Genomic DNA, 23,125 nt, shown 5'->3' with positions numbered 1-23,125 from the left:
TGACAATTAACTTTGACCGCAAAAAATGATTATTGTTTTGTAATTTTGAGGAATAAATATGGCAAACCAAACTAAGGGATTTACGCGTGTAATTAAGGCTGCGGGTTACTCCCTTAAAGGGTTGAAAGCAGCTTGGGTCAATGAGGCTGCATTTCGGCAAGAATCCGTTGCGGCAATACTTGCTGTCATTATCGCGTTATGGCTGGATGTTAGCTATATCGACCGATTATTATTGATTAGCTCTGTTGTACTGGTCGCTATCGTAGAATTAATTAACAGTGCAATAGAGGCGGTCGTGGATCGTGTAGGAAGTGAATATCATGAGTTGTCTGGACGAGCGAAAGATATTGGCTCAGCGGCTGTGTTTATCACGATTGGGTTAGCTTTAGTTATTTGGGCGACGATATTGTGGCAGCATTATTTCGTTGGCTAGTCAGAAAATATCGAAAACAGAGCGATTATCGGTGAGATTACTGGCAAATATGGCATTCGAGTGATTTAAGTGTTTCAAATCTTCATTTACCTGTATATACTCACAGTCTGACTGTATAAACAAACAGGGGAACGAAATGAAAGCACTGACCGCTAGACAACAGCAAGTTTATGATCTGGTGCGCGATCACATTTCTCAGACGGGTATGCCACCTACACGTGCTGAAATAGCAGCAAGCCTTGGTTTTCGTTCGCCTAATGCGGCAGAAGAGCATCTTAAGGCCTTAGCTCGTAAAGGGGTGATAGAGATTGTTTCAGGGGCTTCTCGTGGTATCCGTTTACTGCTTGAAGAAGAAAATGATCCTGAAATTCAGGGGCTACCTTTAATTGGGCGTGTCGCTGCCGGCGAACCTTTATTAGCGCAAGAGCATATTGAAAGTCATTATCAGGTTGATCCTGAGCTATTCAAACCACATGCTGACTTTTTATTGCGTGTTAATGGGATGTCGATGAAAGATATCGGGATTATGGATGGTGACCTGTTAGCCGTTCATAAAACACAAGATGTCCGTAATGGGCAAGTGGTTGTGGCGCGTATTGAAGATGAGGTTACAGTAAAACGCTTTAAGCAACAAGGTAACCGCGTTGAGTTAATCGCCGAAAACCCAGAGTTTGCACCTATTATTGTCGATTTACGTCAACAAAATTTCACTATTGAAGGATTAGCGGTAGGTGTGATTCGCAATGGTGATTGGTGTTAATATTGGTCTTATAACCACCCTTCAAAATATTGCTGGCAGATTTTACTGTTTTCTAATATCAACCTAGGTTTGTCACTAGGTTATTAAATTAGATAAAAAGTCTGCCACTCTATTTAAGTGCTCCCTCAGCAAGTACCTACTATCAGCAGTAATTCTACGCCACTTCTTATTTCTTCTTTGTGATAACGGGTTGCTCATGGTTGTGTTCACAATGTTCATGATCCTGGCAAGTGCTGAGTTCGTAACATTCATGACATAATCCATGATTTTCTACCACAGTGTGTCTCAGGTGAAATTGGTGGCTGTTTGCAAGAGACATAATTGCTGTTTCAATTGTTGTGCAATCACTCTCTGTGACACTTCCGCAATGATCACAAATCAACATTACTGAGATATGACTCGGGTTATCGAAATGGTGACAGATAACATAACTATTTGTTGATTCTATTTTATGAATAAACCCTTGCTCTATTAAGAACTCTAAGCCTCTATAAATCGTTGGTGGTTTTGCTTGAGGCTCTACCTCTCTTAATAAATCTAATAAGTCATAAGCACTGATTGCGCCATGTTGCTGTGCAATCAGGCGTAAAACAGTTTCTCTTTGCGGTGTGAGCCGAACGCCTCTTGATTGGCAAATTTTTTCGGCCATCACTAGCAGTTTATCTTCACTCATTTTTTTCATGGTAATTGACCTTACATCAAAACTGAAAATTGCTGTTGTAAACAAGTTTACCATAACTTCATTGCAGATAGAGATGGAAATAAGAAGAGAGCAAAAGGGCTAACATAGAGAAAAATAGTTATTTATCAAAAACAAGAATGAAAATTTTAATCCGCAATATCGGACAAAAATAGAGTCATATTACATTTTAAATGTATCGCTTGAGGTTAATTGTCATAACACAGTTTGGGCGCTTTTCTTAACCGTCAGTAATTGTAAGGCTTTAGGCTAGGCTTTTCTGTTAGACCGATGTTTATCGGTAAACGGCACAAAACTGCCGATTTTGGGATGCTATAACCGTCTACGGTCATTAACCTTATAAAATTAAGGTGTAAAATTTAAAATTATGCATTTTGTTTTTTGTATCTCAATAGTGGTTAAATATTCTATTTAAGATGTCTTATTTAATTAAAATAAAGCGATAATTTGTGACTTAAGGTACTTTGTAAGTATTTTTTCGTCAATAGAAGCAACAATCACTAGGCTATTATGGGGAGTGTCTTTTTATGAATAGTTAAAAGATCGTCTGCAATATCAATAAACTTCATTAGTGGATAATTAATTTGTAATAAAAAATTAGTAGAGGCATAAATAGAGTAGTATTTACTTAGTTATATATTCTAATGTATTTATTTAGCGAATATTGTTTCACTGCCCGTGACCCACATAATCAAAAATAAATCTTGAATTTCATATCACTTTATTTTTCTAGTTATAAACTCATACCGCGAGAAGTCTTTGAAATACTTCTATCTCTTCTTTATAGATGAATATCTTTATATTCTCTCACTTCACCCTTAGATAAAGGAATATCATCGTTCACTGCTAAGCGACTGCATATGAGGCATGTTTCCCCTATCTATATAGGAGAACAGCGTTGATATGTTTAGGATTATCATGGTTTTTTAAAGGTAACGATTAGAGATAGAACATTGCTATTGAAAAATTATTCTTTTGAGTGGAGATACATCTTTGTATCTAAGTAAAGTAATGCCGTAAGTTTAATTAAAAAATAGCCACTTGGTGAAATTCTAAATAAAACCAAAGGGTAATCATTACACTCAAAGCGGATGACATGAAAAGTAAAGAACTGTTACATTTGGGGTGAATGTCAATTAAGACTTATCTTACAACAATTCAACCACATAGATTTAATTATCTTCTTTTGTGTGCAAATTGGTGTTAAGTATTGTTAGATTATAAAATATAGAATTTTATTTCAGCATATTCCTTTTTTATAGTTTTATATATAATGAAATTATTTCAAACAAATGGATACAAATGTAAATTTTTATAAATTATTTACCTTTTATAAATATAAATTAATCCAATTTTGATGGCTAAAAATATGATTTTTTAGCTTTTGTGGTTGTTTGTGCTTTTGTCTTGGTGTTTGTAAATATTATATTTTGTTTGTAGTGCTTTTTTGTTGTGTTTTTGACAAAAGATATTGTTGCGGTAATATTGGAACCAGTTGATGAGGATGTTTGGAAATATTCTTCATATTGAAAAAGATAATTATGCTACTACGTTTTGCTTTTAGAGAAAACGCAATTAGATAAAGATTTTGATATCTTTCAAATATAAGAAAACTCCTAACATTAAATATGTTCCTGATGTTGGCTATTATCTTTGTCTAGTTAATAGTTAATGAAATGACTAATTAACTAGGTTGAAAATTTTATCCATATAGCTATTTCTATATTGGCCATCACTTTCCTTTATAGGAATAGTATTTTTATTTTTTACTATAGGCGGTGCTCAGGAGTCTATTACTGGATAGCTGAAAGCTAACAATAAGTTAAATTCAAGAGCCACTAGAACCGTAAAAATACGACTACTTAATATGTGTTTTTGAGTATGTAAGTAGAAAGGGTAGTGCCTTTTTTAGAGTCAATTTTTTTGACTTGCCTTTAAAAAGGGGATTAAAAGGATTTTTTTAACCCTAATGGTGTTAGCTAAATAGGCTAATGCTGATTATTCAAGTTTATATTCAAAATTTTAGGACTGGATTTACAAGGATGTAACGAATTTAAATTTGAACATTAAATAACAATGTCTTTCACTACTACATGTTATAAATACAGAGGTATTTAAAATGTTATTCAACAAGAAACTAGTAACAATCGCAGTATTAGCAAGTTCAATGGTAGCTGGTTCAGCATTAGCTGCTGGTGAAGTAGGTAAAAAAAGCACTGAAGTACGTTTCAAAGCTCAATTACGTGCGGCTTCTTGTGATGTAGCTTCAACTGCGGAAGGTTCTGTAATTGATTGGGGTACTTTTACTCTTGACCAAACTAATGGTAAGAATGTTAAAGACCAATTAGGTTCAGATAAAAACTTCAACCTGATCCTGACTAACTGTTCTAAAGCAGCAGCAGAAGATGCAGCTATTTTCGTTCATGCAGAAGGTAAAGAATCTCCACTATTCCCAGAGTATTTTGCAAACACAGGTGCTAAATCTTTAGCAGTTGCATTATCTTCAGGTGGTAAAGATATCAAACCAAACGTAGACACAGAGCTGAAATTCTCTAACGCTGTAGATGTTAACGGTAGCACTACAATTCCTGTATTGGCTAAACTTTTACTGACTCAAGTAGGTGTTGCTCCTGATACATTAAACGTACCAGTTACTTTCTCTGTATCTTATAACTAATACTGATAAAGTTTAGATAATGGCATAAGAGGCTATTTACAGCCTCTTATTATTGAAGATGGAAAATGTAGGTTTAGATAATGCAAACAATAAAACTAAAACAAAGAAATTTGAATTTTTCGATAGATAATCTGCGATTGTTAATTTTACTGTTTGTTTTTATTTTACCATTTATTTCCGCGCAGTCATTTGCGAATGGTGGAGTAGGATTAAATGCTACAAGATTAGTCTATTCTCAAGGAGAGGAAAGCATTTCTATTAGTGCAAGAAATAATACGAGTATTAACTATCTTGCTAAATTTGCTATAACCCAAGAGAACGGTGGTAAAAATGTTCCTTTCGCAATTTATCCACCTTTAGTTAAAGTTGATAGTAAAAAAAGCCAAGATATTAGAATATTTATACAGCCTCATAGCCTACCAGTAGATAGAGAAACAGTTTTTTACTTTACAGGCACTATGATCCCCTCAACTAATGGACCAGCAACAGGTGCGGGTATCAATATTGGCTATAATAATATTATAAAATTATTCTATCGTCCTAATAATTTACCTATATCAATAGAAGATGCATATAAGAAGTTAGTGATCAAATCCTCTCCATCAGGTGTAGTAGTTGAAAATAACTCTCCTTACTACATAAATCTAAATAGATTAGTGGTTGGTGGAAAAAAGGTCAGTTTAAGCCTACAGAAAAAGAATACCATGATTGCGCCATATAGTTCTTATAGCTATACAGTCGGTGGAGGTTTGAATAATAAGCAAGCTACATGGGTTGTAATTAATGATCTAGGTGGCGAGGAGAAATATGATGGCCAAATACTTTAAATACATCAAACTTGGTTGCCTAGCGTTACCGTTTTTATTGGGTTTTAATAGCGTTGCAAATGCAGTTAAATTTGAAGTTAAAGGTAATATCATTAAAGGCTCTTGTAAAGTTGTCTCTCCTACATTAGATGTTACTTTCAATTTACCGATACAGACCAACACAATAAAAGAAGCTGTTACAGATAAAACGCATGTGAAGCAATTTTTATTTGGTTATGAATGTGATAGCTTTGATTTTTCTAATGGAAATGCGGGTGTACCATATCTGATGAAAATAACTTCGGGCAGTGGTACTGAAGTTAATAGCATGAATAAGATCTATCCCACTAATAATATAACAAATGCAGCGTTTGTATTATGGTCTTGTAAAGACGATGAGTCCAGTTGCAAAATAGTTGAACTTTCAAAATCAGAACATGTACCTTTTACTATAAAAGGGAATGGTAAAGCAGAAAATTTATTCGAAGTTAGTGTGGTTAAATTAGATGGTGAAAGTTCTTTAAAACCTGGAGAGTTGCTTTCCTCTATAGATATTACGTTAGAGCAACCATAATAAGGAATTATTATAATGAATTTTAAGAGAAATAATCTTATATTTGCGGTTACTTTAGGCGTGTGTATGTTATTTGGAAATGCAAATGCAAAGGATAAAGAAGGGGTAGACATAGAATTTAATGTGACTGTACCTAAAAATACATGTGATATCCTTATTGAAGGTACTTCACAGAATGTCATTGATTTTGGTTCAATCGCTTTGGCAAGATTAAAGTCTGATTCCGCTGAGGGAAAAGTTAAATTACCTTTTTCGATTAAATTAGCGGAGTGTAAAAATAATGACTTTGCTAATAATTATATTACTTTAGATGGTAACTATGTTGTTGAAAATAATGGATTCTTAGATGATCCTGGTGAGAGAACTTTTGCTATAAGAATCAGTGATAAAGAAACAGCTACGCAAGCTGATGATGTCTTTTTTGATAAAAATAAAAACAAAATTTGGACCAATATTCAAGAAAATGTCATGGAAAAACAGTTTTATGCCTATTTAATGTGCAAGAATGGGGTTAAAGACTGTGCATCTGACGCAAACATTGGTCAATTCAAGTCAACGTTCACGTTAACTTATATGGTTGACTAACTAAATTGGTTTTTCTAATGTTTAAAAAAATACTGTTCTTGATAGCATTACTGATGACATCCAGCGTATTCGCGAATGGAATATCTCTAAATAAAAGTAGAATTATTTTTTCACATAAGGATGTGAGTCAAGATATTCAACTTATAAATGACTCGAATCATCCACTCATTGTTCAAACAACAATGTTGGGCGAGGATAAAAAATCTCAGAATAATAATTTTATTGTTTTACCTCCTTTATTTAGAGTCGAAGCTAATAGTGGATACTCAGTAAGAATTAGACCCAATGACTACTCTAATCTACCTAAAGATAGAGAGTCGCTCTTTTACTTTAAGGCAAGAGCTATACCGCCAACATCAAAAAATAATGAACAAGAAAATAAGCTGAGTGTTGTATTTGTAACGGCGATTGTTATCAAGGCTTTTTATCGGCCGGAAGGTATATCCGCCCCTAAAACCTCGGATTATGAAAAAATTACTATCAATAAAAATAATGGTAAATGGGTTATTGATAATCCTACTCCATTTAATATGACTATTGTCGATTTTACTTACAATGGTAATGAGTTAAAAGAAACAATACTAATTCCACCCTTCAATAAATATGTTTTAGATAAAATAAAATTTAATGGCGAGAAAATGAGCGGTGGATGGCGTTTTATGAACGATTATGGTTCTGCTACTGATGTATATCACTATAAATACGGATCTGTTGATAATTAATAAATTTTAAAGGTGCTTTAGCTTTATATATCTAAGAGTTTCTAAATTATTAACGATTAACTTTGGGAATATAAAGGCAAATAAAGGTCAGTGAAATGGAAATGAAATTATTCAAAATAAGTATGTTATCGTCACTAATTTTTTTGTCTCTATATTCCTATGGTGACGATTATTTTGATCCAACAATGTTAGAAAGTCAGTTGGGGGTTGACGCATCTCAGATTGACTTATCTAAATTTACTGCAACGAATAGTGTGCCTCCTGGTGAGTATTTGATCACTGTTGAAGTAAACCGTAATATTCTGGGTAGTAAAAAAGTTAATTTTAAATTAAACCCTCAAGGTGAGGTTGTTCCCGAGTTTACTCCAAAACTTTTGGAGGACTGGGGCGTGGCTACTAAAACTTTACCGAGTTTCAATGGCGTTAATCCGGATACCTCTATTTTAGACCTTTCTAAATATATTCCAGATGCTACGGTGACACCTAACATCCAAAACCTAAGATTAACGTTAACTATTCCTCAAATAGCTATGGATAACAAGGTATGTAGTGGTCAACTAAAATTGGCCACTGTTTTAGAGTTTTCCCAATATAATCGTTCTGACTCATTGGGAGTTAGACCACCGTTATACTGATGTGGCCTGAGTTGACAGTAATATCCAATGATGTAGCGAGTGATCTCTTGTTGAGCCTCAGCAAAGCTACGATAACCCACCGTTGGCACCCATTCCGTTTTCAGACTTCTAAAGAAGCGCTCCATCGGCGCATTATCCCAGCAATTTCCTCGGCGCGATAAACTCTGCTTTATTTGAAAACGCCACAATAATTGGCGGTATTTACGACTGGTATAGTGACTACCTTGATCGCTGTGGAACATGACACCTTTAGGCTTACCACGAGACTCATAAGCCATCGAAAGAGCTTTGCCTGTTAGCCTAGAATCAGGTGATAACGACATCGACCAACCAATCACTTTGCGGGCAAAAAGATCGATAACAACCGCTAAATACATCCACCGATTACCTGTCCAAATATACGTAACATCGCCAGCCCAGACTTCATTTGGCGCAGTAACCGCAAACTGACGACCTAAGTGATTTGGAACTTCAATATGTTCTTGTGAAGCTTTTCGGTAACGATGTCTTGGTACTTGGCAACTCACTAACCCAAGCGTTCTCATAAGCTTTGTCGCTCGGTATCGGCTCAGATTTACACCCTGATTTGTGACTATATCTGCAATGGTTCTCGCACCCGCAGAGCCATTGCTTGCGGCATGAGCCTCACTGACCAAGCTGCGCAGTTTTACTGTTTCAGCATTAATTACCGTTGGGCGTTTAAGCCAATAGTGATAACTACTTCGATGAACATTGAAGACTTCGCATAATGTTTTTACGCTGTAGCTCTGCTTGAGTTTCTTGATTATCAAGAATTGTTCAGTGAGTCCGACATCAACAGAGCCGTGGCTTTTTTTAATATTTCATTATGCTCTTCAAGGCGAGCCAACTTCTTTTTTAATTCCCGAATTTCTATTTGTTCAGGGGTCATCGGTGAAGCTTTAGGTGTTTTTCCTTGGCGCTCTTCTCTGAGCTGGCGAACCCATTTATCCATAGTGGACTTGCCCACATTCATGGCTTGGGCTGCTTCAGTCACTGAGTAGTTTTGGTCTAGGACTAACTGCGCTGCTTCTAACTTAAATTCTGCGCTAAATAGTCGTCTTGTACGTTTTGTCATAGTGTCACCTGTTAACTTATGAGGTGATGATATCACCTCTAACTAAGTGACCAAATTCACTATGCCACTACAGTACAAGGTTATATCGATCCTAGCTTATTAGATGATGGTGTTCCTGCATTATTTTTTAATTATTTTGTCAGTGGTAACAAAAGCAGAAATGACGCAAATGAAATAATTAAAAATGAAAATATGTTTGCGAACATCCGTGCAGGGTTAAATGCAGGACCTTGGAGGTTAAGATCAAATTTAGCATATAGTAAGTCTAAGGGAGAAAAAGACCAAACGAGTTTCTCTAACACTTATGTTATGCGTGCACTACATTCTATCAAATCCACTTTTTCTGTCGGGGAAATCAGCTCAGGAAGTGATGTTTTTGATGCCGTCCCATTGAAAGGGATGAAAATTGCATCTGATGAGCAAATGTTACCTAGTAGTATGAGAGGTTTTGCACCTGAAGTTAGAGGTATCGCGCAGTCAAATGCAATGGTCACTATCCGCCAGAATGGTTATATTGTTTATCAAACTTATGTTTCCCCTGGTCCGTTTGTCATCAAAGATATTTACGCTACAGGAAACGCGGGTGACTTAGATGTCACCATTAAAGAGGAGAATGGTACTGAGAAAACATCAACAGTTGCCTTCTCATCTTTACCTGTGATGCTTCGTCCTGGTGGTTATAAATATGAGGCCGTTGTAGGTCGTTATGATGGTGGATATACCAAAACCTCTAGAGAATCTGATTTCTTTTTAGGGTCATTTATTTACGGATTACCTACAAATAGCACACTATACGGTGGGCTATTGATGGCTAAAGACTATTTTTCTGCTGCGGCAGGTCTTGGAATATCTTTGGGAACATTTGGGGCGTTATCTGCAGATATCACCCATGCGACAGCAAATATGGATGGTAATCTTGGTGATCGTTCAGGGCAGTCATTCAGAATAAGATATTCAAAAAGTATGGCATCGACAGGGACATCTGTTGACTTGACAGCTTTACGTTATTCAACTCGTTCGTATTTTAGTTTTGCTGATTTTAATAACTATGACCATAAGCTAAAAGATAATGTGGCACCGTGGTTAAATCAACGTCAACGTAGTAGCTTCACGACGGCACTAAGACAGTCGTTAGGGGAGTACGGAAGTGTTTATATCTCCGGTAGTATTTATGACTATTGGGAAATAGATAGGAAAGTGAAACAATTATCCATAGGATATAATGGTTCATTTAAAAAAGTTAACTACTCAGTAAACTACAGCATTGACCGTATTAAAGATAAAGAAAGTTGGCCTGAGAACAGACAAATATCTATCAACGTAGATATTCCATTTAGTATATTCTCTAATAATGAATTAATAGAGAATATGTATAGTACATATTCTTACAGTCAAGATAATGATGGTTATATTAACCAACAGGTAGGGATCAGTGGTACTTCCAGAGATGGTAGTTTCTCTTATGGAATTTCTCAAGCATATGGAAATAAAGGAGTTGGTGGAAGCGGTACGCTAAGCTCTAGTTACTCTGCGCCTAATTTTGGCATATCTGCGGGTTATAATTACTCAAAAAATAACCAGTCTGTGAATGGTAGCTTGTCCGGTGGAATGTTATTACACGAAGGCGGAGTGCTGTTTAGCCGTACAATTGGTGATAGTGGTATTATTATTGAGGCTCCAGAAGCAAAAGGAACAAAAACGAATAACCAAAATACCGTTGTTAACGGGCAAGGTTATGCGTTATATCCATATGCAACACCTTATAGCTCTAATATTGTGACCCTAGATGTGAATACTTTACCTGATGATGTCATGCTGAAGGAGACAACCAAGACTATTTATCCATCGGCTGGGGCTTTTGTTAAGGCTAAATTCGATACAAAAGTGGGTTATCAGGTGCTCTTTAATATACGTATGGCAAATGGAAGTGCAGTACCTTTTGGAGCCATCGCTACATTAGTAGAAAGTAACGTGGTAGAAGAAAATACAGGTATTGTAGGTGATAATAATAAGCTATTTATGAGTGGATTACCTAATTCAGGTACATTAAATATTAGCTGGGGAAGTGGTCAAGAACAACATTGTGTATTGAAATTCACCGGCCTAGATAAAGTTATCACAACAAGTACGCAGCCTGTTCGTACTCTTGCTGCAGAATGCCGCTAGCTTGTTATTAATACACTAAAAAGTAAATCATTTATTTTATTGATAGCGTTCAAAATGAACATGAGATGAATTAGCGCATTATAAATGATTGACTGTATATTTGTTAAGGTAGGTTCAGTTATGAGTAAAAGTATTTCTAAATGTTTGAAAGCGATTTCTTTATCAGCTATGTCGATAGGGATGCTTTTTTCTAATGCGCATGCTGAAGGTCCAATGCAGGCAGGTCAAATGATTGTACAGCTCTATGGTATGATTGACCTAGATGATGACGTTCCTGTGGGAACACCTCATCTACTTGAAGCAAGGATGATGGGGGTGACATCGATTACGATGGGGCCTCCAGAGTATGGTATTTATACCCAATATCCTGAATATAAACCGAGCTACCCTGATTCAAGGCTTCACAATAGAGAATGGGATGATGAGTTCGCAATAGTCGGTATCTCTGACTATTCAGGTCGTTGCAGAGCAGAGACCTTTAATGCATCAGAACATACGGTATTAGGTCGGGGTCAAAAATTTGCTTTTAAAATGAAACACACAGACGCTTCTGGTTTATTCGCGTGGGTTGTTCCTAGCTTTAAAGTTGATATCAATTTAAACTTACCTAACGGCACTCAAGGGTTAAAGACATCATATTCGGGTGTTCTTGGTGAACCGATAGCAAACCTTATCACAGTTGACCGAAAAGATACCAAAGGTTTAAATTTATGTTATATTCCACCAGGTAAAATAACTATAGGCTATGGTGGAACCAAACATGTTCAGTTTTCTATTGCTAAGCCTTTAGAAGTCTATTTAAATGGAAAAGCGGTTCCTGGTGACTTTATAATGGATAATAGTGCCTTTAGGCTTGTAACCCTAGGAGGACATAAAGGTTTTAAAGCTGATGGGGAGATAAAGGTTCGCTTTATTACCAATGTTAAAATAGCCCGAGTTTGTCGTATAAGTGCAGCAAGTGGTACTGTATTCCACGAAACTTTTGGTCGTGCTGATTCAATCCCATTAGAATCGCGGTTAACATTTAACTGTAGCGGGCAAGGGAATCCGTTATATATGTCTGCAATCCCGAGAATGGGTGAAGCCAAAGGTGACAATTTAACGAAGCTGGAATTAGAACAAATTGATTCAGGTGAGAAGAGTACAGTAAAACCTTGGGTTATAGGGGCACCATATTTTGATGGTGGTAATATCCCTGCGCTGAGTTGCGACGCAACGAATCAATCAAATTTAATTAAGTTTGATAATTCAGATATTCCACTAAACAAAAATGCGCAAGCTGAAAATGATAACTTAAACATACGTTGGTTAATGTGTAAGAATCGTGATGTAAAACCTGGTAAGTACAAAGGAAGAGTTGAATTACTAGTGTATACTAAGGTTTGATCAATATTAAGCATTAATAGTTTAAGAGAGTAATATGAGACAGCTAGGCAAGATAATATTTATTTTAGGTGCTCTATTCTTTTTGTCGATGACATCTGCATATAGTAACATTCCGGATAGTATTAGCTTTCAGTTAATACGGAGTACTTATGTTGAAGGTAATAAAAGTATCTCTATTTCTTTACGGAATAAAGAGAGTCTCCCTTATCTGATCCAAGGCTCTATGGAAGCATTAGATACGAATACGGGCATTACTTTATTGAATAGTAATACTGAAGAAATCCCTTTCATTATTACGCCACCATTACACAAATTAGAGGGTAAAACTCGCTATTATTGGCGAGTTATCTTTGCTGGTGATGTGTCAAAAATGCCCAAAGACAGAGAGTCTGTATATATCGCTAAATTTAGAGCAATACCAACCTCTGAAGTACCAAAGGAGGGTGATAATGTCGAGCATAATTCTGAGTTATCGGTAGTACGCGTGATGAATTTTAAAGTATATTACCGACCAAAACAGCTCGAATATTATAGAATTAAAGAAGAGTTGGATAAATTACAATTTAGGGTGGAGAATAATGAACTTATTGTTACAAATAATTCACCTATATATATGACTTTCGAAGATATTTCAGTGAATTCTATTGAGATTGATAGAAATGAAACATTTAAACCATTGATTCCTAAAGGAGAGCAAAGGTTTAAACTGAAAAATAAATCTGTTCCTAGTGGCGCGAAAGTAACTTGGAGAGTGCTGGACGAGTTTTCTATGCCTTTAGAACAGCGTACAACAACGTTATAAACGACTCATCTTAGTTATTTCCGGTCTAAAACTCAGAAAGAGTAATATTTGGTAATTAGTTTACACGGTTTTCGAATGAAAAAAATATTCTATATACATAAAATACTAGCGCTTTTTCTGAGTTTTTTTATTTTATTATTCCCATTTTCTTTTGCAATGTCTCAACAAAATAATAATTTTAGGTTATTAATTCATGGAGGAGCTGGTGATATAACAGAAAAATCACTTATACCTCAATTACAGAAAGAACATGAATTAAAGTTGAAAGAAGCTTTGCAAGCAGGGTATGAAATTTTATCAAAAGGTGGAGACAGTATTGAGGCTGTACAGGCCGCTGTGATCATCATGGAGGATTCTCCATTATATAACGCGGGTAAAGGCGCTTCTTTAACCACGGATAATAAAGTAGAACTGGATGCTTCCATTATGGATGGACGTGACCATACCGCGGGGGCCGTCGTTGGGGTTTCTAACATTAAAAATCCAATTATAGCGGCTTATAAAGTTATGACCAAAAGCCCTTATGTTATGATGGGTGGTACCGGTGCAGAACAATTTGCAAAAGCTGAGGGGTTGGAACTCGTTGATCCTTCTTATTTTATTATTGAATCTAGACTTGAACAGCTAAAAAAAGTCAAAGAAATTAGCCATAAAATTGATCAAGAAAAAGGGCTAAATGCTGCCTTATTTGAAGATCCTCTGCTTTATGATTATAAATATGGCACGGTAGGTGCAGTAGCTGTAGATAGCCGTGGAAATGTTGCTGCGGCAACCTCTACAGGTGGCAGCACCAATAAGCATTACGGTCGTATTGGGGATTCGCCTATTATTGGGGCAGGAACATATGCTGATAATAATACAGTTGCAATTTCTACCACGGGGTTAGGTGAAGTTTTTATTCGTGGAGTGGCCGCTTATGATGTTGTGGCACAAATAAAATACAGTAATACACCGTTAGCAGAAGCGGTGATGAATACTTTAAACTCTGTGAAAAATATGGGTGGTACGGGTGGTATCATTGCGATAGATAGCAAAGGTAATTTTGTTATGCAATTCAATACGAAGGGAATGTTTCGTGGAACGATCGGTCAGGATGGCATTCCACAAGTAGCCATATTTGGGCCTTAGTTATTAACCCTTTTGAGTGTTTTTCTGAAATTTTCACGGCTGAGCCTACTTTTTCTAAGTAGGCTTTTTCTATTTATCAGCATGGCAAGTAAATGATGAGTAGGCTTCATCTTTGATAATGTAAATATTATCATCCATTTTAGTTAAATTAATATAATAGTGTATTTTTTCTTCTTCAAGCTGAATAAAGTTTGCAAACAGCTTTTGAGGAACGTTATCTGAACTTGTGATCGATAACGATTTAAACCGTATCGAATAATGGTTATTTTTATCAATCGCGTGGTAGCTAAAATAGAGCGCTCTATCAAGGCGATAAAAAATATTATTCTCCTTGATATAACCATACATATTCATTCTTCCGGTATTATCATCTGCGACGAGTACACTGGTTTTTGACTTCAGCATAATCCCATCATCGGTACCGTTATCTTTTATCCATAAAATATCAGAGTTACAAATATTCACATCATTATCTTTATTATAGATAAATGTTGTTGTTGCCACAGCCGAAATAAAAACAAATAAAAACAATAGAATATATTTTTTCATTTAAATTCTCTGATCATTGATTGATACACAGTCATATTGAGCCTTTTTTTCCTTACAAATACTAAGGGATATATTTTTATCAACAGACTGAATACTATTCGGCTCTGAAAGTAAGATAACACGCTTAGGCTCTTGACAATTTACATTATATTTATCAAGTTTTTTATTCACAAAATCGATGCTATCTTTTGTTGAGCTTTCAATGAGATTAATAGGTATTTGTATCAAACATTTGTCTCGCTCACTGACTGTCATGTAGCTATTTACTTCCATGCTTGCATTAGAATTAGTGGTGTAATAGAAAACAAAAATGAACAAAAATAATGACATTGCAATCAAAGCGAACAAAATAGGGTTATTTTTAAACTTACCCTTATTCTGTATTTTGAGCAGTTGTGGCTCTTCTTGTACGGTTGATGATAATTCTGATATCGAATTATCTTGTCGTGGTTGATGAAGATGCTCTTCTATAATTGATTTCTGATCAACAAAATGAGTTGTTGCTTCTTCAGCATTTTTTTCACTATATTGTGAAGAATGCGTAACGGAATGTTCATAATCATCTAAACCTAAAGTAACATCACTGCTATTTAGTACGACTATCTCTTCTTCTGGCAAATATGGCGTATCGTTTTCATCAGTGATGGTTTCTAAGGCGTCACAATCAAAACGAAATCCTTTTTTAGGAACGGTAACAATAGATTTTGGGTCGATACCGATCAACTCAAATTTCTTTCTTATTTCACTAATATAAGTATTTAAGTTATTGTTTGAACCTACTAAGCCATACTCTTCCCAAACTTTTATCAGTAGCTCTTCTCTTGTAGCAATTTTGGATTTTTGGTTAAGTATGATGATTTCATTCAATAGTCGTGATGCAGGCTTTGATAACTCAACGAACTTATCAACTTCATTCTTTATAAAAATGAAGTTCTTACCTGTCTCAAAAATAAATTTATTATTTATGAGATAGTCTTTGCTATTTTTCATGAACACGGTTGCTCTCTCTAATTTCTAATCCTAAGACGGCGAAATCATGATAAAAACTGAATAATTTTCTAAAATCTAAAAGTATTAGTAAAAGTATATTTTTATGAATATTTATAATTCCTATAGTCTAAATACGGAATCAATTAACTTCAAGTATTGCGCTATGAGACTTTGATGAGTTTAGACTTAAATATATAGATATAGCTGATAAAACAGAGTTGTGTAATGTATAATTATGTAAAGTTAGAATTATATATCTGTATATAGCATTAAATATGTGTAAAAAACCATATATCACTAAAATATAGGTTTGGCTATGATAATGGGCTTAAGAGATTAAATATTATTAAGACGAATCCTAAGTACAAGCACCTATATTATTAAATTTTATTTGAAAATAGTGATTTAATATAAGTCTTATTATCTATTTAATTATTAGGTAAGAGATGAACCTCTTACCTAAATTAATTGATGGTTAATAGTTATATTCAAATCCCAACCAGTAATTACGACCCTCTTCAATATATCCAGAGGTATATTGATATGACTTATCAAATAAATTATTCACTGACGAATTTATAGAAATTCCATGACCTAGATCATAATTAAAGCGAATGTCCGTTTTTGCAAAACCCCTAACTTTCTCATTACTATCAATATAATTAAATGCCCAACTTCTTGCTTCTTCTGTTACTGTAATGCTAAATGGTTCATTAGGCATAAACTTAATCCAAACGAACGCTTTATGTGTTGGTAATTCTGCAACATGTTTTACGCTATCGTGTTTTGGGTCAGCATGAATATAACTATAACTTAAACCCGCAGCCATCCAGTCAGTAATTTGGCCATGACTGCCTAAATCAATCCCAGCATAATTAACCTTACCGCTATTACGATTTTGATAAACGTCGCTGCCCGCGGCGGGGTCATAATGTATGTAGTGTGCCATGATGGCATCAGAGACATGATTATAATAAGCGCTAGCATTGTAGGACCAATCGGCGGTGAGGTAGCCTTTATAAGTGAGATCAAATGTTAAAGCACGCTCTGCATCAAGATGCGGGTTGATGATAAAACTATCATTGTTTTTCATCTTATTTTTAGTGTAGCGCTCTTTTTGGGTTGGGAAACGGCTTCTATCTGACACTGAAAATTGTACCGTATCATTGTTTGCTCGATGATAACGGGCCATAAGTTCCCAATTGAAGGCACGTTGGCGGTTATCTTCATAGCTTTCAATCCCAGTAACGACATTTTGTTTATTGTATAAATAACGCTTCCCATCATCACTATTGCGCCAGTCGTAGCCAAGCCCACCAATGATATCAAGCTGATCGGTTGCAACCCATTGGTATTCAGTGGCGATTGACCAAGTTTGATCTTTATAACGATCATAAGGAACGATTTTATTACTACGTGCGCGGTGGATATCTTCTTTCCAGTGGGCAGCGAACGACAGCATGTCTATTTCACGAAGGGTAAAATCGATACGCATATCGGCACCATTACTGTAATCGTCATAGTGGCTGTAATTGTATTTGCCTGCTCGATAATCCTGAACTGATTTGTATTGATGGAGCGTATTTTTGAATTTGTCGTGATAGAGCCGACTTTGCAGCGCAATATCATTGGTAACTTGGGTCGTACCATTAAAGTAAATACTCTCTTTGTTATACTCTGGCCACTGCCAAATTTGCTGTTTTTTATTATCAGCACTGGGGGCGCTATTTTTATCGCCATCTTGTTTTAAATAAGTGACCACATACTCATCAGCGTCGCGTGGCGTCCAGCCCATCTTTAACATTAAACGCTTATCGTCTGTGGCTGAATTAGTTCGACGACCGTGACTACCGGCTAATGGGTTATTATCAGCCGAATCAGGCAACCCCATAAAACGCTGTTTGTATTGACTACCACTGAGCTGAATAAAGCCAAGATCGTTACGACCGCCTAAACGAGCGCTGATATTGCGCGCATTATCAGCGCCGCGAGCAAAGCCTTGATTTAGATTGATATTGGCCTCTAAAGGTTTTTTAGGTGTGGCGGTCGTTAAGTTTATGGCGCCACCCATCAAGTTGGGGCCTTGTAACAATGACGTATAGCCTGTCGACAACTCAACACTAGCGAGTTCGCTGGTCATAAAACGCCCAAGATCTAATGTTCCATCATAAGGAACATAAGTTGGGATACCATCAAAAAACACAGGTACTTGGCGACTATCAAAACCACGGACATTCACTTGAGTTTCATTACGATTACCTGATTTTTGGATCACTACACCAGGCATTGTACTAAGCGCTTGAGCAACATTTGTTTTATTCAGCTGCTTCATTTGCGCTTGAGTCATGATGTTTTCATCGGCTGCAAGTGGTGTACTCCAAACACTCATCACATCACGATTAGCTAATTTTTCAGAGGTGGCTGCAAAGCTGTGTGTAGTAAATAGTGCCATCCCAACTAAATAAGTGATCTGTTTTATTTTCATCATAAAATTCCAATTTGCCTAAATCGATATGTTGTTTTTTATATAACGATGTGCGTCGTTTATTGAGAAAACGAACCCTTTGCAACATAGGGTTCGTTTAAATTAGGTCTATCCTGTGAAAATGTTTACTTTGATATCTCTGGGGGGAGCGTAATAAGGAGCCGATGTGACAAACAATGTAATGCCTGTTTGCGCATACGCCTCTATTGTTTGTAAGTTGATCCCTCCAGCCGCAGATAGCCGACATAAACGATTTTGTGTTTGTATTTGTTGATGCAATTGGCGGATTTGTGCTGGGCTGAATTTATCTAATTGAACAATATCGGCGCCAGCCTCAATGGCGAGTGTCGCTTGTTGTCTATTATCTGCCTCAACAATAATCTGTTTTTCAGGGGCGGCTTCCCTAAGTGTATGAATATGCGAGTGCCAATCATCGGGGTCGGCAAGACAACGACGATGGTTGGTGAACAATAGAATGCTTTCCGCACTCCCTGCTCGGTGAATAATAGCGCCGCCAGCAATAATAGCGGTCAATGCAAGTAACTTTGTTCCCGGCACCGTTTTTCTTGTACAGGCAAGTTGGGCATCAGGTTGATAACGCTTTAAGAGACTGACCATTTGGTGGGTGTAGTGACTAACACCGCAGCACCATTCAAGGACGTTTTGTACGGCTTTCCATGCTTGATGAAGGGCTTCTACTGTTCCAGAGGCTTTTATTAAGCAGCTATTTTCTGGAACCACGTCGCCATCACGATAATTAGCTTGAAAATCAATACCGAGTTTATTTAGCATGCGTGAGGCAATATCAATACCACTGATACACCCACCCTGTTTCGAAACCAATGTCATTGTGCCTGCTTGAGTATGCAGGCCTAAAGAGCGTGTTGTTAAATCGCCATATTGAATATCATCAAGAAGTAGCTGGTCGATAAAACTATCGGGTAAATAAATCATAATGTTAGACTCATTTCATCAACAACATCCCATGACACCATGGCCCAGTTGCGCGCAGGATAGGGAATGCGCTTTCCTGACGCGAGTTGCAGGTCGTAATATTGGTGTAATTTTGCAATCTCTTCATCAGAGAGATTTTTGAGTGACCAATTGACGCTTTCGACAAAATCTTCAACCTGTTTAAATCCGCCTTTATCTGGGCTGTTAATAAAATCGACTCGCGCATTTATTCCCATTTGATGCAAAATATTCACCGCATAGATGTAAGTCGGTAAGCGAACGACTTCCCGACCAATAAATTGGATGATATTTTCATCAATAAAGGTTGGGTTTACAGTATGCGTGGTGTAAACACGTAAGTTTGCTTGGCGATTGAGCTTCAATAAGGCTGTTTTAAGGTCATCGACTAAAGTGGACCGTGAAGCGACGGCGATATCGACTTTAGGTAATTGCGCCCAGTTATCTTCCCATGCTAATTGTTCAAATCGAACATTATTGATATCCATTGCTTTCGCACGCTCTTGGGCAGCATCAAGCATACCTTGGCTGTAATCAATACCAATGATGGTGGTGAAATGCTTTGCCAGTGCCAAACAGACAGAGCCCGGCCCACATCCGACATCCAATAAGGTTTTTGCACCAGTAAAATCCATGAGTTCACGAAAACGAATTAAGTAGGGATCTTGTGGGTTTGCACAGGTTTGTGCCATTTTTTGCGCTTTTTTATCCCAATGCTCAGGCTCTTTGCGTGAACGCTGGGCTTGTTGCATATGTTGTTGGTACATCTGAGCAAAATCTAATTGGTCAATAAGCATAACTTTCACCTTAGCGAGTAAAATGAGCTGGAAGCTGAAAATGAGCGGCAATACTCTCTTCATCAATAGAATAGAGCCTTGCTAGGTTGGTAAGTGTTAACATACTTTCGGCAGAGCCTTGTCTTACGCCAGCATGTTTATCCAGTAAGATAACATTATCCGCAATGGCGGCAGCATGTTGTGGGTGATGAGTCGACATGAGAACAGTGATCCCATCTGCTTTTAATTGTTCAATTTGCTTCAATAAACGGATCTGGTTACCAAAGTCTAAACTCGCGGCGGGCTCATCCATAATTAACATGATTGGTTTTTGGATTAAGGCTCGGGCTATCAATACTAACTGTTTTTCTCCCCCACTGAGGGTGCTGTATAAACGCGAGGCAAGATGCTCAATCCCCAGCTTTTTTAGTTGTTCTAGCCCGAGTACGCGTTCTTTGGCGCCGGGAACAGAAAAGAGTGAGAGGTGAGGCGTCAGCCCCATCATGACCATATCTATGGCAGTAAAAGTGAACGGGGTATCATGAGCTTGAGGTACGTAAGCAATTACTTTCGCTATATCAGCCGGTTTATAAGAGGTGAGAGACTTTTCTTTTAATAAAATGTGACCTTCAAGAGCAGGAAGAAGCCCTAATAAAGTTTTCATTAGCGTTGTTTTGCCGCACCCATTCGCACCGAGAAGGCAGGTCATCGCGCCAGCTTGTAACGCGAAATTAATTTTTGTCATAATGGCTTGATGATGATAGCCAATCGCCACATTTTCCAGTCTGATTAGGTTCATTTGGCACTCCGTGTTTGTAAAAGGATTGCCAAAAAGAAAGGGGCACCGACCGCTGAAGTTAATATGCCGAGTGGAAGCTCAATGGAAGCAATAGTGCGAGCGAGTGTATCGGTAATGAGTAACATAATGGCTCCAATAGCCATTGAGGCAGGGAGTTGATAGCGGAAGTTAGCGCCCACTATCATTCGGGTGATATGCGGAACGATTAAGCCAATCCAACCGATGATCCCTGCAATGGATACCGCACTGGCGGTAATCAATGTTGCTGAAATAATAAATATTGTTCGCATTAAGCTGACATTGATCCCCAAACTTTTCGCTTCTTCATCAGATAGACTCAGTAAATTCATGCGCCAGCGCAACAGTAACAGTGGTATAATGCCAACCAACATAATGGGCAACACAGACAGTAGGTCGCTTTGGGTGATGGATGAAAGCCCGCCTAATAGCCAGAAGGTGATAGAAGGCAATTGGGTATAAGGGTCTGCAAGAATTTTTATTAAAGAGATGGCTGCACCACATAAGGCGCTGATCGCAACACCAACTAAGACGAGAGATAAAATGGGGTCATGCTGGCGCGCCATTCGGGCAATTAGGCACACTAAAGATACTGCCAATAGCCCACCAACAAAGGCGGCTAGTTGAATGTAGAGCAGCGATTGACCTAAAAATATACCAATAACAGCACCTACCCCAGCCCCCGCTGAAACCCCAAGTATATCGGGTGATACTAATGGATTTCGAAACATTCCCTGATAAGCCGCTCCTGCAATCGCCAGTCCTCCTCCAATCACCATCGCGGCGAGTGTGCGAGGAAAACGTATTTGCCAAAAAACAGTGGCATTGCGTGGGTCATCGGCGAGAGTTTGTGAGGTAAATTCAGACACAACTAAATCAATGAGCTGATTAAGCGTAAGTGAATACTTACCACTAATTAATGCAATGATCAGGGCGCCGATAAAAACGATAACAAGAAGTAACGGTTTGATTGTGCGACTCATGATAATTCCATCAATCTATCAATTTGCGTATCAGTCACCGATGAGTGATAAAACAGATGGAAAAATTGTTTGATGTCATCGCGTATGGTGGATTCGATTTGTTGATCAAAATGGCTTTGTAACCGGCGCATGCCTAAGAGGCGGTTAATTCCTGGGGGGCCATCAAGCCAACCAAATGGCATTCCTCCAAAGGTCAGTAATTGGTTAGTGGCAACCGCCGTTAACCCTTTCCATAACGCGGATTGGCGAATAAATTCCTCGGCTTCTTGATATTGAGTAATAATAATATCGGGGTTCCAATCATACAGTTGTTCCATTGAAACCTCTGTTAGCCCCCTAAAATTAGGAATATCGGCGACATTACGGAAACCTAATATTTCTATGGCTTCAGTATGAATAGAGCCTCGGGTGCCTGTTTGTAAACCTTTGGCGCCTCTAGCTAGGTAGAAACTGGGGGCATTCGCATGGTGTTGTATGGCGAATTGTTTCGCGTCTTGCAAATAGTGTTTGGCAAGTGTGCTGAGCGTTTGAGCTTGCTGCGGTACATTTAAGGTCTCACCGAGTTGAAGTAATTGCTGTGGTGAATCTTGTAGCCCTCCGGCTATCAGTAAATAAGCAATGCCTGTTTGTTTGGCAAGTTTCGCCGCCTGAGAGCGATAAGTGTCATCAATATTTCCAGTATCAATTATTAACTGTGGGTTATAATCGAGCAGCTTTTCCAAAGATAGCGTACTTCCTCGACCTGCTAGGCGACCATAAATAGGCAAATCTCGCCATTGTTGAGCAAATAGTTCGTCATGCCCTTTTTGCAAATGAATGGATGAGAATCCAACCATTTTTTCAGGGGCTAAAGCAAATAGCAGTAAATCTGCAGGTGGACCAGAACTCATTACACGCTGGATTTTGTTTGGTTGTGGTAATACACCAAACAACGCTTGTTCAATGCGCCCATAAGCAGGCAAATAAGCGAGTGCCGCTAACGCCGCGCAGGATTGAATAAAGAGTCTACGATTGATTCCCATAGTGCTAAAAAGAAATTTCGTTATATTTATTGATATATAGCGCGGAAGTTAACGGAGTCAT

General features: G+C 37.5%; 22 protein-coding genes. 12 read left to right on the top strand and 10 right to left on the bottom strand.

Features of this window, described 5'->3' with window-relative positions:
• The first annotated feature begins 58 nt into the window (after window positions 1–58).
• On the top strand, window positions 59–433 hold the full coding sequence (locus PR709_RS16645; RefSeq protein ID WP_004925918.1) for a diacylglycerol kinase: 375 nt from the start codon (window positions 59–61) through the stop codon (window positions 431–433).
• A 136-nt stretch (window positions 434–569) separates the two neighbouring features.
• A complete protein-coding gene (gene lexA / locus PR709_RS16640) occupies window positions 570–1,193 on the top strand; it encodes a transcriptional repressor LexA (RefSeq protein ID WP_004925920.1) in 624 nt (207 codons plus the stop codon).
• Window positions 1,194–1,359: 166 nt separating this feature from the next.
• Here the strand turns inward: lexA and zur are convergent, their stop codons facing one another.
• Window positions 1,360–1,875: a zinc uptake transcriptional repressor Zur gene (gene zur / locus PR709_RS16635; protein WP_004925923.1), complete on the bottom strand. Its 516-nt coding sequence runs from the start codon at window positions 1,873–1,875 to the stop codon at window positions 1,360–1,362.
• Between the two features lie 2,137 nt (window positions 1,876–4,012).
• On the opposite strand from zur, the gene PR709_RS16630 reads away from it, so the two are divergent.
• From PR709_RS16630 to PR709_RS16605, 6 genes are all read left to right on the top strand, one after another.
• Complete coding sequence (locus PR709_RS16630) at window positions 4,013–4,570, top strand: fimbrial protein (protein WP_004925927.1); 558 nt, start codon at window positions 4,013–4,015, stop codon at window positions 4,568–4,570.
• A gap of 80 nt (window positions 4,571–4,650) precedes the next feature.
• Window positions 4,651–5,397, top strand: coding sequence for a fimbrial biogenesis chaperone (locus PR709_RS16625; protein ID WP_004925930.1), 747 nt, complete (start codon window positions 4,651–4,653; stop codon window positions 5,395–5,397).
• A complete protein-coding gene (locus tag PR709_RS16620; RefSeq protein ID WP_004926099.1) occupies window positions 5,378–5,950 on the top strand; it encodes a fimbrial protein in 573 nt (190 codons plus the stop codon). The genes PR709_RS16625 and PR709_RS16620 overlap by 20 nt, the downstream gene beginning before the upstream one ends.
• Before the next feature lie 15 nt (window positions 5,951–5,965).
• A complete protein-coding gene (locus tag PR709_RS16615) occupies window positions 5,966–6,535 on the top strand; it encodes a fimbrial protein (protein WP_004925932.1) in 570 nt (189 codons plus the stop codon).
• 17 nt (window positions 6,536–6,552) lie between these two features.
• Window positions 6,553–7,257, top strand: a complete 705-nt coding sequence (locus tag PR709_RS16610) for a fimbrial biogenesis chaperone (protein ID WP_004925934.1) — start codon at window positions 6,553–6,555, stop codon at window positions 7,255–7,257.
• Window positions 7,258–7,352: 95 nt separating this feature from the next.
• Window positions 7,353–7,892 carry a FimD/PapC N-terminal domain-containing protein gene (locus PR709_RS16605; RefSeq protein ID WP_272571006.1) on the top strand — a complete coding sequence of 180 codons (540 nt, stop codon included), beginning with the start codon at window positions 7,353–7,355 and terminating at the stop codon, window positions 7,890–7,892.
• On the opposite strand, the gene PR709_RS16600 is transcribed toward PR709_RS16605, so the two are convergent.
• Window positions 7,811–8,988, bottom strand: a protein-coding gene (locus PR709_RS16600) for an IS3 family transposase (RefSeq protein WP_104873539.1) whose coding sequence is annotated in 2 segments (ribosomal slippage) — window positions 7,811–8,730 and window positions 8,730–8,988 — 1,179 coding nt in all. Because the reading frame shifts where the segments join, the coding sequence is not laid out codon by codon here. The two genes, PR709_RS16605 and PR709_RS16600, sit on opposite strands and share 82 nt — an antisense overlap.
• 192 nt (window positions 8,989–9,180) lie before the next feature.
• Here PR709_RS16600 and PR709_RS16595 point away from each other — a divergent pair.
• The 4 genes from PR709_RS16595 to PR709_RS16580 all read left to right on the top strand — a co-directional run bounded on the left by PR709_RS16595 (window position 9,181) and on the right by PR709_RS16580 (window position 14,470).
• Window positions 9,181–11,154: a fimbria/pilus outer membrane usher protein gene (locus PR709_RS16595; protein ID WP_272571005.1), complete on the top strand. Its 1,974-nt coding sequence runs from the start codon at window positions 9,181–9,183 to the stop codon at window positions 11,152–11,154.
• A gap of 120 nt (window positions 11,155–11,274) precedes the next feature.
• The gene (locus PR709_RS16590; protein WP_148493711.1) at window positions 11,275–12,540 is read left to right on the top strand and encodes a hypothetical protein; all 1,266 of its coding nucleotides are present in this window, start codon (window positions 11,275–11,277) and stop codon (window positions 12,538–12,540) included.
• A 34-nt stretch (window positions 12,541–12,574) separates the two neighbouring features.
• Window positions 12,575–13,342, top strand: coding sequence for a fimbrial biogenesis chaperone (locus PR709_RS16585; protein WP_004926106.1), 768 nt, complete (start codon window positions 12,575–12,577; stop codon window positions 13,340–13,342).
• Between the two features lie 75 nt (window positions 13,343–13,417).
• Window positions 13,418–14,470 carry an isoaspartyl peptidase/L-asparaginase family protein gene (locus tag PR709_RS16580; RefSeq protein ID WP_004925938.1) on the top strand — a complete coding sequence of 351 codons (1,053 nt, stop codon included), beginning with the start codon at window positions 13,418–13,420 and terminating at the stop codon, window positions 14,468–14,470.
• A 69-nt stretch (window positions 14,471–14,539) separates the two neighbouring features.
• Here PR709_RS16580 and PR709_RS16575 read toward each other — a convergent pair whose 3' ends face one another.
• The 8 genes from PR709_RS16575 to PR709_RS16540 all read right to left on the bottom strand — a co-directional run bounded on the left by PR709_RS16575 (window position 14,540) and on the right by PR709_RS16540 (window position 23,064).
• On the bottom strand, window positions 14,540–15,019 hold the full coding sequence (locus PR709_RS16575) for a FidL-like protein (RefSeq protein WP_004925940.1): 480 nt from the start codon (window positions 15,017–15,019) through the stop codon (window positions 14,540–14,542).
• A complete protein-coding gene (locus PR709_RS16570; protein ID WP_004925943.1) occupies window positions 15,020–16,009 on the bottom strand; it encodes a winged helix-turn-helix domain-containing protein in 990 nt (329 codons plus the stop codon).
• A gap of 475 nt (window positions 16,010–16,484) precedes the next feature.
• A complete protein-coding gene (locus PR709_RS16565; protein ID WP_042117294.1) occupies window positions 16,485–18,494 on the bottom strand; it encodes a TonB-dependent receptor plug domain-containing protein in 2,010 nt (669 codons plus the stop codon).
• A 108-nt stretch (window positions 18,495–18,602) separates the two neighbouring features.
• Window positions 18,603–19,448 carry a ModD protein gene (gene modD, locus PR709_RS16560; protein ID WP_004925945.1) on the bottom strand — a complete coding sequence of 282 codons (846 nt, stop codon included), beginning with the start codon at window positions 19,446–19,448 and terminating at the stop codon, window positions 18,603–18,605.
• Window positions 19,445–20,263: a class I SAM-dependent methyltransferase gene (locus tag PR709_RS16555; RefSeq protein ID WP_004925948.1), complete on the bottom strand. Its 819-nt coding sequence runs from the start codon at window positions 20,261–20,263 to the stop codon at window positions 19,445–19,447. The genes modD and PR709_RS16555 overlap by 4 nt, the downstream gene beginning before the upstream one ends.
• Before the next feature lie 10 nt (window positions 20,264–20,273).
• The gene (locus PR709_RS16550) at window positions 20,274–21,041 is read right to left on the bottom strand and encodes an ABC transporter ATP-binding protein (protein ID WP_004925950.1); all 768 of its coding nucleotides are present in this window, start codon (window positions 21,039–21,041) and stop codon (window positions 20,274–20,276) included.
• Window positions 21,038–22,042 carry a FecCD family ABC transporter permease gene (locus PR709_RS16545; RefSeq protein ID WP_004925962.1) on the bottom strand — a complete coding sequence of 335 codons (1,005 nt, stop codon included), beginning with the start codon at window positions 22,040–22,042 and terminating at the stop codon, window positions 21,038–21,040. The genes PR709_RS16550 and PR709_RS16545 overlap by 4 nt, the downstream gene beginning before the upstream one ends.
• Window positions 22,039–23,064 carry an ABC transporter substrate-binding protein gene (locus tag PR709_RS16540; RefSeq protein ID WP_004925963.1) on the bottom strand — a complete coding sequence of 342 codons (1,026 nt, stop codon included), beginning with the start codon at window positions 23,062–23,064 and terminating at the stop codon, window positions 22,039–22,041. Before PR709_RS16540 ends, PR709_RS16545 begins: the two co-directional genes overlap by 4 nt.
• Between the last annotated feature and the right edge of the window lie 61 nt (window positions 23,065–23,125).

It is taken from the genome of Providencia sp. PROV267 (genome assembly GCF_028477825.1).
Taxonomy (GTDB): Bacteria; Pseudomonadota; Gammaproteobacteria; order Enterobacterales; family Enterobacteriaceae; genus Providencia; species Providencia stuartii.
This window is presented reverse-complemented; position numbering and strand designations above follow the sequence as displayed.